This is a genomic window from Woronichinia naegeliana WA131, assembly GCA_025370055.1.
GTDB classification, from domain to species: Bacteria; Cyanobacteriota; Cyanobacteriia; order Cyanobacteriales; family Microcystaceae; genus Woronichinia; species Woronichinia naegeliana.
The window spans coordinates 2,177,137-2,191,181 of the sequence record CP073041.1 but is presented as its reverse complement, the minus strand read 5'-3'; the positions used below and the strand labels follow the sequence as shown (position 1 = coordinate 2,191,181).

Annotated in this window: 14 protein-coding genes; 7 read left to right on the top strand and 7 right to left on the bottom strand. The window is 41.8% G+C overall.

Features of this window, described 5'->3' with window-relative positions; genetic code table 11:
• Nucleotides 1-319: 319 nt before the first annotated feature.
• From KA717_11190 to KA717_11180, 3 genes are all read right to left on the bottom strand, one after another.
• Nucleotides 320-1,438 carry an LptF/LptG family permease gene (locus KA717_11190; protein UXE64628.1) on the bottom strand — a complete coding sequence of 373 codons (1,119 nt, stop codon included), beginning with the start codon at nucleotides 1,436-1,438 and terminating at the stop codon, nucleotides 320-322.
• Nucleotides 1,439-1,593: 155 nt separating this feature from the next.
• Complete coding sequence (gene lptB, locus KA717_11185; protein UXE63170.1) at nucleotides 1,594-2,322, bottom strand: LPS export ABC transporter ATP-binding protein; 729 nt, start codon at nucleotides 2,320-2,322, stop codon at nucleotides 1,594-1,596.
• Between the two features lie 33 nt (nucleotides 2,323-2,355).
• Nucleotides 2,356-2,799, bottom strand: coding sequence for an ostA-like family protein (locus KA717_11180; protein ID UXE64627.1), 444 nt, complete (start codon nucleotides 2,797-2,799; stop codon nucleotides 2,356-2,358).
• A gap of 301 nt (nucleotides 2,800-3,100) precedes the next feature.
• Here KA717_11180 and KA717_11175 point away from each other — a divergent pair, with 301 nt between their 5' ends.
• Nucleotides 3,101-3,361: a hypothetical protein gene (locus KA717_11175; protein ID UXE63169.1), complete on the top strand. Its 261-nt coding sequence runs from the start codon at nucleotides 3,101-3,103 to the stop codon at nucleotides 3,359-3,361.
• A gap of 597 nt (nucleotides 3,362-3,958) precedes the next feature.
• Here the strand turns inward: KA717_11175 and KA717_11170 are convergent.
• The 4 genes from KA717_11170 to purE all read right to left on the bottom strand — a co-directional run bounded on the left by KA717_11170 (nucleotide 3,959) and on the right by purE (nucleotide 7,445).
• Complete coding sequence (locus KA717_11170; protein ID UXE63168.1) at nucleotides 3,959-5,407, bottom strand: deoxyribodipyrimidine photo-lyase; 1,449 nt, start codon at nucleotides 5,405-5,407, stop codon at nucleotides 3,959-3,961.
• A gap of 19 nt (nucleotides 5,408-5,426) precedes the next feature.
• On the bottom strand, nucleotides 5,427-5,978 hold the full coding sequence (locus KA717_11165; protein ID UXE63167.1) for an NUDIX hydrolase: 552 nt from the start codon (nucleotides 5,976-5,978) through the stop codon (nucleotides 5,427-5,429).
• A 79-nt stretch (nucleotides 5,979-6,057) separates the two neighbouring features.
• Nucleotides 6,058-6,870, bottom strand: coding sequence for a tetratricopeptide repeat protein (locus KA717_11160; GenBank protein UXE63166.1), 813 nt, complete (start codon nucleotides 6,868-6,870; stop codon nucleotides 6,058-6,060).
• Nucleotides 6,871-6,905: 35 nt separating this feature from the next.
• Nucleotides 6,906-7,445, bottom strand: coding sequence for a 5-(carboxyamino)imidazole ribonucleotide mutase (purE, locus tag KA717_11155; protein UXE64626.1), 540 nt, complete (start codon nucleotides 7,443-7,445; stop codon nucleotides 6,906-6,908).
• A 100-nt stretch (nucleotides 7,446-7,545) separates the two neighbouring features.
• Between purE and KA717_11150 the strand changes: the two genes are divergently transcribed.
• The 6 genes from KA717_11150 to KA717_11125 all read left to right on the top strand — a co-directional run bounded on the left by KA717_11150 (nucleotide 7,546) and on the right by KA717_11125 (nucleotide 14,026).
• Nucleotides 7,546-7,944 carry a hypothetical protein gene (locus tag KA717_11150; GenBank protein ID UXE63165.1) on the top strand — a complete coding sequence of 133 codons (399 nt, stop codon included), beginning with the start codon at nucleotides 7,546-7,548 and terminating at the stop codon, nucleotides 7,942-7,944.
• Nucleotides 7,835-8,455 carry an AEC family transporter gene (locus KA717_11145; protein UXE63164.1) on the top strand — a complete coding sequence of 207 codons (621 nt, stop codon included), beginning with the start codon at nucleotides 7,835-7,837 and terminating at the stop codon, nucleotides 8,453-8,455. The genes KA717_11150 and KA717_11145 overlap by 110 nt, the downstream gene beginning before the upstream one ends.
• A gap of 424 nt (nucleotides 8,456-8,879) precedes the next feature.
• Nucleotides 8,880-9,653, top strand: coding sequence for an ABC transporter ATP-binding protein (locus KA717_11140; GenBank protein ID UXE64625.1), 774 nt, complete (start codon nucleotides 8,880-8,882; stop codon nucleotides 9,651-9,653).
• Between the two features lie 62 nt (nucleotides 9,654-9,715).
• Complete coding sequence (gene rpsD / locus KA717_11135) at nucleotides 9,716-10,324, top strand: 30S ribosomal protein S4 (GenBank protein ID UXE63163.1); 609 nt, start codon at nucleotides 9,716-9,718, stop codon at nucleotides 10,322-10,324.
• Nucleotides 10,325-10,451: 127 nt separating this feature from the next.
• A complete protein-coding gene (locus tag KA717_11130) occupies nucleotides 10,452-10,775 on the top strand; it encodes a hypothetical protein (protein ID UXE63162.1) in 324 nt (107 codons plus the stop codon).
• Nucleotides 10,776-10,855: 80 nt separating this feature from the next.
• A complete protein-coding gene (locus KA717_11125) occupies nucleotides 10,856-14,026 on the top strand; it encodes a hypothetical protein (GenBank protein ID UXE63161.1) in 3,171 nt (1,056 codons plus the stop codon).
• Nucleotides 14,027-14,045: the final 19 nt, after the last annotated feature.

Below are 14,045 nucleotides of genomic sequence, written 5' to 3'. Positions count from 1 at the left end.
TTTGAGGCATTCTACCCTATTTTCGTGCATTCTAGCGGTTCTTAATTCGCCTACTATTTTTCTCCGTAAAGGTTTCAGCTTTTTTCAGCAAGCCCTAAATAATTCGTTGATAGATTATCCTGTGAAACGGTACGATAGGGCTTTCGAGCTCGCGTCAGATGTAATCAACGAAAATTTTACAGCAAGATCCTTTCCAATCTTTTTTATTCTCTTGTTTTACACCTTTTCATACCATTTTCTACCTGCACGAATAAATAAAGACACTAACGAGTTTGTTCTTCACTCTGCTGCGTCCTAACCTTTCTGGCTATGGCTATACTTAACGTAAACGGGCTGATTGAATTAATAACAAAATTCCGGCCCCAAATCCCAATAGATTTGGCAACCAAGCCGCCATTACTGGACTTAACACGCCCCAAATGCCCATGGATTCACTGAGAAATGAAAGCAAATAATAGGAAAAAATTAAGCCAACACAGATGCCAAAACTCGTTGCCTTATTAGTATTTTGAGGACGAATCCCGATCGCTGCCCCAATGATACCGAAGACAAAACAAACAAAGGGCAAAGACACTTTTGACTGAATCCGCACCTGAAGTTTCCGAATTTTTTTATCATCTCCGCTCAGTTTAATAATCTCTAAATAGCGTTTGGCTTGACCAATACTCATTTCCCCATCGCCGCGATCGCGGTTTAGTAAATCCAAAGGGGTACGGGGTAAAGCCAATTGTTGATGCTTAAAACGGACAATATTACGATAGGAACCATCGGGGGCAATTAAGTAAACAGTACCATCATAAAAATCCCAGGTATTTTCCATAATATTCCACTTGGCCGATTCTGCGGTTAAAACCTGATTAACTCCCGCTTGAGAACGGTCTAGAATCGTCAAACTTTTCATCTTTTCGCCATTAAATTCTTCTGCATAGAAAAGACGTTTTAAAATCGTTTGTTCACTGCCATCGGGTTGCCTTTCTTTACCATACTCAGGATAGATAATATTGCGTTCCTGGGTGGGAGGATGGTCGCTACTAATGGCCCGTTCCATCGTCATTAAGGCTTCATAATTAGCTGCGGGGGCGACTTGATCATTAAAAATAAAAGCACAACCCGTTACCACCATACTAAATAAAAGAGCCGGAACGATCAGGCGATAAATGCCCACCCCAATACTTCGCATAGCAATCACTTCGCTGTCACTGGAAAGACGACTATAGGCCATCAAACTGGACAACAGCATGGACATGGGAAAGGCCAGCACAACAAAGGCAGGCATTTTTAAAAATAAAATCTTGACGGCAATAATTAACGGTAAGCCAGATTCCGTCACCCGTCGTACCAAATCAAATAGGGTGCCAATGGATAGGGCAAGGGAGGTAAATAAACCCATGCCAAACAAAAAGGGCAAGAGTAATTCAATAAAAATATAGCGATCCATCACCGATAGGCGCGGTAATCTGATGGGCAATTTTTTAGGGCGATCGCTATTCATAACCAGAATGCCAAGGTCTCAAAGTAAATAGTCTGTACAAATTCAGCTAACGGCGAACCAGTGGCCCTCTACCTTAGCCAAGGAAATGAGCAGCAACCCTTCTATAATTGGAACTTTTCACCCAAATAATATTGACGCACCAGGGGATTACTATAAAGTTCCTCTGCACTACCAGCCGCTAAAATTTGACCATCCCGCATAATATAACCCCGATTGGTAATCGCTAGGGTTTCCCGCACATTATGATCAGTGATTAAAATTCCCATCTGACGTTCCCGTAATTGGGCAATCATCGTCTGAATTTCGGCAACGGCGATCGGATCAACCCCAGCAAAGGGTTCATCGAGTAACAAGAATTGGGGGCCTTCCATCCCCACCGCTAAAGCTCTGGCCAATTCCGTCCGTCGTCGCTCTCCACCAGAGACCTGGGAACCTTTCGTATTAGCAACTTTTTCAAGGCGAAACTCTGAGAGCAGTTGTTGAAGACGATATTGGCGTTGGGGAAAAGAGACCCCTGTCTGTTCCAGGGCCAATAAAATATTTTCCTTGACACTGAGATGGCGAAAAATACTAGCCTGTTGGGTTAAATAGCCTAAACCCAGTCTGGCCCGTTGATTGAGGGGAAGACTGGTAATATCACGCTGATGTAACCAAACTCGCCCAGTATTCGGTTTAATCAAGCCCGTTGCAATATAAAAAGTGGTCGTTTTCCCTGCGCCATTGGGGCCCAACAGTCCCACAATTTCCCCCGGCGCGACTTGAACATTAACGCGATTGACGACACAACGTTTGCCGTACAGTTTATGGATATTCTCTAAAACCAAGGTCACAATATAATTCGCTCAACTAGGTCGCTCAAAAGACTAGGGATTAGCATTCAGGGGCGGTAAGGTGGGTAATGATTCATCTAAACCAGGGGCCGTTGAAGCAGGGCCAGAGGCATTAGAGTTATTTTCCTGGGTTTCTTTGACTAAATAAATGGATTCAACCTGCTGACTCGTTTGGGGATTAGCCACAAATCGCCCCTCATCAATTAGATAGGTCATCACTTCAGCCCGCATACTATTGCCATCTTGCAATACATAAACATTGCCACTGAGAACTAATCGCCGTTCTCGACTAAAATACTGAGCCTGGGCTGCGGTGGCCTGCATCTGTCGAGCCGGATAATAAACTTGAACGTTTCCCCGTGCTGTCACTACCCCCGTTTGAGAATTGGCCTCTTGAATGTCTGAACGAACCGTCATGGGACTAGCTGGGGCTGGAGATTGGGCTTTAACCCCTTGAGCGCCGTTACTCAGCAACATCGAACTTCCCGCTAAGGTGATGAGCAGTAGGATAGAGCTTTGCCAAAATTTTAGGGATGACTGAATAGGGGCAGCAAGGAACTTCATACGGGGTTTTAGGCAAAGGTAAGGAGCAGCTAGTCTCAGTTTACTCAATTCTGAGAATTTTCGGGTAAAGCCAAAGTTCCCCTAAAGCCTGGTTCTCGATCATTAGTTTTTCTTATGCCACCGATCGCAAATGTTTTCGTCTCAACAATCATTCGTTATTATTAACATCAAAACGGTTATTGTATTTTAAGTACTGCGTGAGGAGGATAAAATTTTGGTATATATTCCTGATGAGATGGAAATGCAGGGGGATTTTTCAGATATTCCCCTATTGTTAGATCCGAAACTATTGCGGATGGCTCGGCGTATTTACCGTAGCTACTGCGTTTTGCATCCCCGCTCCTCTCGGCGGCCCTTAGGGATTGCCATTCACAAGGAAACCCATCGCGGTCAATTGATGTTTAATAATAAGCCTATTTTGCTACCTGGAGAGTGTTTTGTACCTGTAAAACAACTGGAGACTGAAGTTCGATAAGGTTTGGTCAAGGTTGAATCGCGATCGCCTGTGTGGAATTTTAATCGGGAAAGTACCGGATAGTTCGCTAGGGGGAATTGACTCTGCTGCTTTTTCTTGTTTTCCGATGTTACGACTGATGGTAGGAATAGGTAATTGTGTTTAATTCCATTCTGGTTGCCTTAGACTGTTCAAAGGATTGCACTCCTGTTGTGAAAACCCTGGATGCTTTGCGTCTTTCTCCCCAGGCCAGTCTTCGCCTTTGTCATCGGAAAAAATGGGTAGAAACCTCATCCTTTATCGATAGCGGAGGACGGCTTTATATGAGCGGGTTCAGCAATTCTAAATTTGAAAAACTATGAAGAGTTGGCAGTGGGAAGAGGGTCAAACTGCTCAAGCATAAAATTAAGGAGGTGTTACCAGCTATCAAAGAGAAAATAGGTAGTAAGAGTGCGTAAATCCTGTTGCTGACTTTTTAAGCCTTTTGTCCTGTGCTTAGAGTTAAACTATCAAGCCTTATTGACGGGTAACTTAGCCCAGGTTCTAGTCACCTTACAAAAAGGTTTAGACTCGCCAGAACATTTAAGCTTTGTAAACAAATTAGCAACTTTAACTTAGTCAAATCTGGCTATCTTTAACCGCATTGTACCTTTGCTTAAAGGCCTGTTGCTGTTGATGATGATCCACAATGGGGTCATAGTATCCCAAGGCACGACGTTCCAAGGGAGAAATTTTTCCCGTTAATAAAGCCGACGTTTCCAGCGATCGCAGTTCGGGCAACCATTGACGAATATAATCAGCTTCAGGATCAAACTTTTGGGCCTGGGTAAGCGGATTAAAAATCCGTAAAGGACGGGGATCCATACCACTAGAAGCACTCCATTGCCAACCGCCATTATTGGCAGCAAGATCGCCATCATAGAGTTTTTGCATAAAATATTTTTCCCCCCATTGCCAATTAATAATCAAATCCTTGGTTAAAAAACTAGCCACGATCATCCGACAACGATTGTGCATCCATCCCTTTTCATTTAACTGTCGCATGGCCGCATCAACAATCGGATAACCCGTTTTTCCGTCACACCAGGTTTGAAAATAATCAGGATTATTATCCCAGGGAAATTGTTTAAAAAGATCTCGATAGGCTCCTGTGGTCAAAGCTGGAAAAAAGTAAAGACAATGTTGATAAAATTCTCGCCAAGCTAACTCCTGTTGCCAGGTTTTAATACTGGCATTGGTTTCTTCACTACGACTGTTTTCCAGCGCGTCTAAGGTTCTTTGCCAAATTGTCCGAATGCCGATCGCGCCAAATTTTAAAGCCGCACTAAGTTGAGAAGTTCCGGCGATCGCGGGAAAATTGCGTTGTTCTTGATAATCACTGAGAGCCTGATCCACAAACCAATCTAATTGAGCTTGGGCTGCTTTTTCTCCAGGTTCTAAGGGTAAAGTCTGGGGCCAAATAAAGCCTAATTCCGTCGCAGTGGGTAAGGGAATAGATCTGAAATTTTCATCTAAACTTTCTACTAAATTTAATTCTGTTGGGGTCAAACCGTCTAAACCATTAGGAGTGGATGCAATGCGGGCTTTAGGTTGTTGAGACCAGTTTTTCCAAAAAGGGGTATAAACTGTATAGGGTTGTTGATTTTGAGATAAAATTTCGCCTGGATAATGTAGCAGTTGATCCCAACCCGTTTCTACCATAATGCCCTGGTCACGTAGAGCCGTAGCCACTAATTGATCTCGTTTTTGGGCATAGGGTTCACAGTCTAGATTCCAGGCTACAATTTTTGCCCCTAAGACTTGAGCTAAATTCAATAAAATATCCGCAGGGGAACCCGAAAAAATTAACAGTTGACTGCCTAATTGCTGATAACTTGTCTGTAATTCGGCTAAACAACCCAGTAAATAAGTAACCCTAGCGGGAGCTAAATCATCGGCGGCTAAAATTTGGGGATCGAGACAGAAAATACCAACAATTTTTGCACTTTTTTCCCGTGCCTTGGCCAAACCTAAATTATCATTGATTCGTAGATCACGACGATGCCAAAAAAGGACTAAGGGATTCATAACATTAACCGACCTAAAATTATGCTGCCAAGCTCAGTTTCATGAGAAAATAGCTCGTAATGGTTTTGGCATCAATGGCTTGACCCGCTACAATTGCCTGTTCAAATTCAGCAAAGGTCATCAAAACCACTTCAATATCTTCATCCTCATCCTGTTGAGGCGGTTGGGCTAACTTTTCTAAATCCTGGGCTAAATAGGCATAAATATATTCATCGGAATAGCCTGGTGCTAAGGGAAATTTTCCCAGCGATCGCCATTGGTAAGCTCGATAGCCTGTTTCCTCCTCCAGTTCACGCTTAATGGTTTCCGCCGGATCTTCGGTCGGTTCAACGGTTCCAGCCGGAAATTCTAATAAACGTCCTTGCAGAGCAAATCGATATTGATTCACTAAAATCAGACGACCATCAGCAGTTAAGGGAACCGCTAAAGCTCCTCCTGGATGACGAATACATTCACACTCACCTTCTACTCCATTGGGTAAGCGACGCTGACAAACTTCAAAGTCAAATTTACGACCTTGATATCGCAAACGTTCTTTTAACAAAAGACTCGGCTCGTTACTCGATGTCATAGAAAAATAGACCCCAAAATGAAAAAGGATAATAATATTAACTGGCAATCAGATGAGATTTGTCTAAGAAAAATTAAGCTTATTGTAAGTTGAGAAAACTGTCTAAAGCCGCAATCATGGTCGGTGGCCAACGGCGAATTTCTTTGACCCAATCTAAATTTTGATAACGGCTATCCATGCCCACGGCTGCTACCCAATGACTTTCGGCTTCTCCCTGTTGTCCGGCTGTCCAGAGGGCTGCGGTTAAAGCGGCTCGCATATCGGGAAACATGGGATATTTACGAACCAGATCTCGCATGGTTTTGATCGCTTCGGCTTTTTTCCCCATTTCGTAGAGAGCTAAGGCTGTATTGGCCCGTGCAAAGGCAAAGTTCGGGGCAATTTCTGAGGCTTTTTGAAAATCGGTTAGGGCCTGTTGCCAATTTCCTAAACCCCCTTCCGCATTGCCACGATTGTTATAGGCCATGGGATCTTGGGGATCAATGGCTAAGACCTGGTTATAGTCGGCGATCGCTGCTTGAAAATTGCCCTGGGCTTCGAGGGCGGCTCCGCGATTGAGATAGGAATCGGGCTGATCGGGGGCCAAGAGAATCGCTTGATTAAAATCCTCAATGGCTTCTGCTATTTTATGCTGGCTAACCCTGGCATTACCTCGGTTGCTCCAGACCGCCGGATTAGTGGGAAAATCCGTAATTAAAGTTGTCCAATAACTTTCTGCCTGGGCAAAATCTCCCTTTTCGGTGGCTTCAAAGGCTTGTTGGGCGATCGCTTCCCCTGCCTGTAATTGTTCTTCTGTGAAGGAGGGAAGGTCAAGTTCTGCCGCCTGGAGGGGAAAACTGACTAGCAGCCAAAGACACAAAACGGTTAATCCAGTCCAAAACCAACGCAACATCAGGGGTTCCTTAATTTTGTAAAGTTTGTTGTCAATTAGACCCCATTATTACCCATCTCCTGGAGATAGGCCTGATAACCAACATCTTCTAGCAAAGCTTGTTTTTCTAAAACCAGATCTTGCAGAGCCTGACGATAATCTTGAAGTTGTTGCTGAAGACGGGGTTCATAGGCTCCTAAAATTTGCACGGCCAGCAAACCCGCATTTTTAGCATTACCGATCGCCACTGTGGCCACAGGAATTCCCGCCGGCATTTGCACAATGGAATAGAGAGAATCAATCCCTTGAAGGGTTTTGGTTTGAATCGGAACACCAATCACGGGTAACGTTGTTAAGGCTGCCACCATACCAGGTAAATGGGCGGCTCCACCTGCTCCGGCAATAATGACCTTTAAACCTCTTTCCCTAGCGGTTTTTGCATAGTTCACCATTCTTTCTGGGGTACGATGGGCCGAGACAATGGCCACTTCGCAGGCAACCGTAAAATCATCACACACCGCGATCGCCGCTTGCATGGTTGGTAGATCGGAATCACTGCCCATGATGATGCCGATAAGGGGAGAAGGAGAAGTCATAAAATCTAACTGAATCCAATCATAAAATAGCAATAATCTCATGTGATTGTAACCGAGTCCGTCTTCTGCATTGGACTGATCTTTTTTAACCCCGTACCCCATGACCGCCTTTTTCCCTGCCCTAATTTCCGTTGCCTTAATGGTCTTATTAGGCGCGATCGCTGGCCGAACCCTTTCTTTAGAGGTGCACACCCTCTCCCAACTCAGTGTTTATATCTTGGCTCCCGCCCTAGTGGCTGACGGACTCTATCGCAATCATCTATCTCTGCACAGTGCCTTCGGTTTACTGGCCGGTTTTACCCTAATTTCTTTGATTCTTTATCTGGTATCTGGTGCTTTGGGGATTAGGACAAATACTGAAGCTGCCAACCTTAACTCGCAAGAGTCTTTTGGCTACTACGCTATTACCCAACAATGGCAATTTGGGCTTACCCCTGCTGGCCTTTACCCTGGGAGAAGACGGTTTACAACGGGCCATTATTTACATGATCGGCTCTAGCATTCTCCTCTTTGGCATTCTTCCCGCCCTTTTAGCCGGCCATTCGGTTCGTTCCGGCTTAACTCTCACCCTCAAATTACCCCTGATGTGGGCGATCGCGGGAGGGCTAGGACTTCAGGTTTGGCATCTCAAATTACCCGCCAATTTAGAAGTTACCCTTAATCAATTGGGACAAGCGGCTATTCCCATCGCTTTAATTATTTTAGGGATCCAATTAACTCGTACTCGTTTTGGGCTAGGTCGTCATGAATTAGGGGCAACGGCCCTCAAACTGCTCTTAGCCCCTCTGATTGCCTATGGGGTAGGAATATTGCTTCATCTTCAGGCGATCGACCTTCAGGTTTTAATTCTCCAAACAGCTATGCCCACCGCCGTCAATACAGTGGTGTTAGTAACAGAATTTGGAGGAGATGCAATTAAGGTTGCTCGTACCGTCGTCTCCTCTACCCTAGCCAGTTTAATAACCCTTCCCTTTTTACTCTGGGCCACAACTCAGATGGTTGCTCATTAACAGGCTTGTAGGTGCGATCGTGATGTAAGCTTTCAAAAGCTCTATTGATCCTCTGATTCTCTTTTGTTAGTCTAAGCAGAGAAGTAGCAAAAGTCGACGTTGCTGATTCGAGATATGAATCTTCTGGCATGGAATTTTTAAAACCTAGACTCAAACTGACTTTTAGATGTGTGCAAAATTAACATTCATCGCTTGATTCAGAAACGCCAAAATTTTTTCAATTTCTCTCGACTGAAAAAGGGATCACTCATCAGAAAGTATTAGATTCCTTGAAATAGTTGTTCTCTCTAAAGCTTGGTTGTCTAGATTTTACTCAATCTCTTTCTGCTATATTACCGCAACATTAATCTTGAATGATCGCTCTGTCACTGCTCATTACCACTAAGATGTGCTAATCTTTGCAGGATATTTGGTAGTCAGTGATATGAAGACAACAACGGATAACGCTCTTCTTTGCGCCCAGGGACTCTGTAAAAGTTTTGGTGGTCTCAAAGCCGTTAATAGTGCGGGGATTACCGTACAAAAAAACAGTATAACAGGCTTAATTGGCCCCAACGGTGCAGGCAAAACCACCCTATTTAACTTGCTCTCTAATTTTATTCGCTGCGATCGCGGTGAAGTCATTTTTGATGGTAGCCCGATCCAACAACTCCATCCCCATAAAATTGCCCTCAAAGGTTGTGTGCGTACCTTCCAAGTCGCTAGAGTATTATCCCGTTTAACGGTTTTAGAAAATATGTTACTAGCCACTCAACAGCAAACTGGGGAAAACATCCTAAAAGCCTGTTTCCATCAGGGTAAAGTCAGACAGGAAGAAAGACAGAATCGGGAAAAAGCCCTAGAAATTTTGGAATCCGTCGGATTAGCGGCCAAAGCCCAGGACTATGCAGGAGCTTTATCGGGAGGACAACGAAAATTGCTAGAAATGGCAAGAGCCTTGATGACTAATCCCAAACTGATTTTGCTTGATGAACCCGCCGCCGGTGTCAATCCCACCCTAATTGGCCAAATTTGCGAACATATTCAGAACTGGAATCGCCAAGGCATCACCTTCTTGATCATTGAACATAATATGGATGTGATCATGTCTCTCTGTCACCACGTCTGGGTTCTAGCAGAAGGAAGTAACCTAGCCGATGGCACTCCCCAGGAAATTCAAAACAATCAACGGGTACTGGAAGCCTATTTAGGCGAATAGACAACAAATCGGCTATAATCATAGTTTTGGGATCAATAATTCACCAGGAGATAATACCTGATATGTCTCGTTATAGAGGGCCACGCTTGCGTATTGTGCGACGACTGGGAGAACTCCCCGGTTTAAGCCGCAAAACACCCCGTCGGGCCTATGCCCCTGGTCAACATGGCCAAAATCGTAAAAAACGCTCCGAGTACGCGATTCGTCTCGAAGAAAAACAAAAACTCCGCCTCAACTACGGTATTACGGAAACTCAATTAGTCCGCTATGTGAAAAAAGCACGTCGGGCCACGGGTTCTACTGGTCAAGCCTTACTCCAAATGTTAGAAATGCGTTTGGATAATACCGTTTTCCGTTTAGGGATGGCTGGAACCATTCCGGCTGCTCGCCAATTAGTCAATCACGGTCACATTACCGTCAATGGCCGCGTCGTTGATATTCCTAGCTACCAATGTCGTCCGGGTGAAGTGATTAGTGTCCGCAATAAGGATGCCTCTCGCAGACTGGTACAAACTAATATGGAATACCCTGGTTTAGCCAACCTCCCGACCCATCTAGAATTCGACAAAAATTCCTTAGTTGGCAAAGTCAATAGTGTGATTGAACGAGAATGGGTGGCGTTACAAATTAACGAATTGTTGGTCGTTGAGTACTACTCTCGTAAGGCCTAACGGTTTTGGGAAGAGGAATTGGGAAGAGCCGTCAGTTCTCAGTTCCTATACCTCCCTTAATTCATTTTTTTATGCCGAAAAGCCTACAAGGTAAACTAAAATTGCGCCTTACTCTAAGGAGGTGATGATGACTGTGCCACTTATACTAGAAACTGATCTCAGGGAAGTTTTAGGAGAAATCAATCAATCACTGAAACGAATGGATGAGCGTCTTAACCGTTTGGAAATAGGGCAAGCTCGTCTTGAGGAGCGTTTACAGGCAACCCAGACTCGATTAGAGGAACGTATGGATAATGTGGAACAACGTCTAGAAACAATTGAAACGGAGCAAAAAATCTTAGTGAAGGATGTGTCTGATTTGAAGGGGGTAAAGGCGTTGATTGTGCCAATTGTGGTAGCCGTAACGACTAGTGTTGTGACACTATTAATCCGAGCGATTCCTAATCCCTAAGCCTTGCTTGAGTGTTTTACACGAAGGTTCTCGCTCTTTCATATTCATTAAATTTTCAGAAGAAACCCTTGGGAAAAGTCATGTCAGAATTTAATCAAAAAGCGATTGACAGATTAAACCGTTTAGCGGCGCAGAAGATTTTTGAAAAAATGCGTAACTTGCAGATGTTGGCAGAAGAAAACTCGAAACGTCGCTGGATTTGGGAATTACTGCAAAATGCGAAAGATAAAGCCGCTATTGACTTTTCCGACGAGAAAGTTTCAGTTGTTATTGACTATAATGAATCGCTAGAATTTCAACATAACTTTGGCTATTTTACGGTTGCTAATGTTGAAGGCTTAATTCAACAAATTAGTTCGGAAGATAAGGATCGAGATAATGCCAATCTGGACGTGAGACCCCAGACTACAGGACGTTTTGGTACAGGTTTTATTACTACTCATTTGCTCTCAGAACAAGTTGAAGTTAAAGGTATTTATCAAAAAGAGGACTTAACTTTTTCAAAAATCTGCTTTCCTTTAGATCGTAGTGGAAGAGACTTAAAAGAGTTAATTGCTAGTATTAGCTATTCCTTTGAATGTGCCGAAAAAAGTTTAAGTCAATCTGAAAGCATATCAGAGCCAGCTTTTTCAGAATTTAACACGATCTTTACTTATAAATTAGATGAGCAAGGACGAGAAATTGCTGAAATTGGACTTCAAGATTTAGAAAATGCCTTGCCTTATACTTTGATTTTTATTGATCGGATTAATTCAGTCAAGACAACTCAAGCTGGACAAAGCGTTATTTATGAAAAAGTCGGTTCTCGAAACCTAACCGAAAAAATTAAACTCATTGAATTTAACAGAGTCAATGACGGCATTTTTGACAAATTATATTACATCTATTTATCTGAAAATTTGACCACTATTGCCATCCCAATTACTTTAGATAATGATGAAATTGGAATTATTTCTTTTAATCAATCTTTACCTCGATTATTTTTAGATTTTCCACTAATCGGAACTGAAAATTTTTCTTTTCCTGCGATTATCAATAACCCTTTTTTAGAACCGACTGAACCTAGAGATGGAATTTTTCTAACTGATAAAAGTGAATCACACGTTATTCATAACAAAGAAATTATACAAGAAGCCGTTTCACTTTATCTTAGCCTTTTAGAATATGCTAGTAATCATAGTTGGCAAAATTTATATTTTTTAGCTAATACGAAGTTGCCACAAGAGAAAGATTGGATTTCCCAAACTTGGTATCGAGATAATGTACAATCTGTTTTGCGAAACAATCTATTAAATAGTGAAATTGTCTATACAGATGATTTAGAAAATCCTAAAATCAAATTGCAAGATGCTCTATTTCCCTTTAGTAGCTCATTAAACAAAGCTTTAAAGGTGTGGGATTTTGCTAAATTATTATGGTTTGATCGTTTACCCCAAAAAGATCATTTGGAGTTTTGGTTTGAAATCATTGATAAAACTTGGCCCGATTCGATCCGTTATGGAATCAAAAACTTAGCGAACGATATTGCGAACTTGTCTAGTCTTGAGCAACTTTGCGATCGCATTAGCAAGCCCGAAAATGAAACTCTTGTCTATTTGACAGATGTTATTGAATTTGTCAATCAAGATAATGGCAAGTTATTAGATGATTTTGCAATTATTCCCAATCAGTATAATGATTTCAAGAAAAAAGGAGAACTGTGGTTAGACGATAATATTCCTAACCAACTAAAAGATATTCTGGAACTTTTAGGTGATAACTGGCGCACCAAATTAAAGCATAGTCAAATTACAATTGCCAATTTAGCTGTTACTAAAAATCTTTCGGATATTGTCAATCGCATTAACCCGATTATTCGAGATAACAAAAATCCCAATATTCATTCTGCTGTTTTACATTTACTTAGTTGCTCTCCGCCTGAAAGTAAAAATACAAACGAGATTTGTCAACTGCGAAAACAATTCTGGCAATTTGCGACTGATTTTTATCCAGAAACGCCCAAACAAAAATATTTAGGAAATTGGGACAAAGCAATTTGGCAGGAATGTGACAAGCATTTTGTTCAGGAGCTTTTTACAGATATTGCCAGTAAAGAAACTATTTCTGAATTGAATAACCATCTTCAACAGGATGCTTATCAATGGCTAAGTAATTTGATTAATTTTGTGGTTGAGAAAGATTTTTTGGTTAATGTTACCAACGATAAAATTATCCCCGATCAACAAGGTAACTTACAGGTAATTAACGATCTCTTTATAGATTCAGATATTGATGAAACTCTTAAAGATATTCTTGAAGAGCTTGGTTACAATTGCCGTAGTGAATTAATTGATAATTCAATAATGTTAATTCCTAGTGTTATTTTGTCTTTAAATATCAAGACTAAGAATATCAGTGAAATTGCTAGTGAAATTAGCAAGAGAGTCGAGAAAATCCTTCAGAATGAGGGATTAAGTCAATCGAGAACTGAAAAACATAAAAAGATATTTGCCCAGTTATTCATTTGGTTTAATGAACACGAGTCTTTAGCAAAGGAATTTTTCTTACCGCTTTACGAAAAACGTCATCGCTTACAGACTGACGAAGAGATTATCAGCAATATGAAATTTAAAGCAGATATTCTCAGTAACTCTAATGGATACAATGAGGAAGAAATTCTGAAAATAGTCAATATCCCTAAAGAACGATTAGCGGTTTTACCAGAAGATATTTCCCCAGAAGAGTTCAACGAGTTTATTGAAAAGTCTCGACAGGAAAAAGCTGCGGCAAAAGCTCAAGAATCATATTCACCTGATGAACTATCGCCTGAAGACTTAGAAAACTTATTATTGAGTTTAGCCATTGATTCCCCAGAAGAACTAGAAAATGCTCAATCAAGATTCTGTGGCTCTTACATGGGGCGGTGTTTGGCTCGTATTGCTAAAGGTTATAACTTTGAATACGTTCAAGCAATTATTGCCAGAGCAAAACGGAATATTCAAAAATATCTTAGTCAACATCCCGATTATGACTGTACAAATTGGTGTGAAGAGTCAAAAACAGTTATTAATGGTGTAACAAAAAAAGGACGCTCTATTAAATTAGTTTTACGTCCGTCTGATGGTGGTCAAGTTTATATCTACTACGATAATGAATTTACTGCATTAGAAAGCCCTGATTCAGAGTTATGGATTGATGATGATCAAATACAAAGAATTTTAACTCTGGGCCAAATTCTGAGATATACAGGGATTCATTACATTAAGCTGTAGTTTAATTTCCGAATAGTTA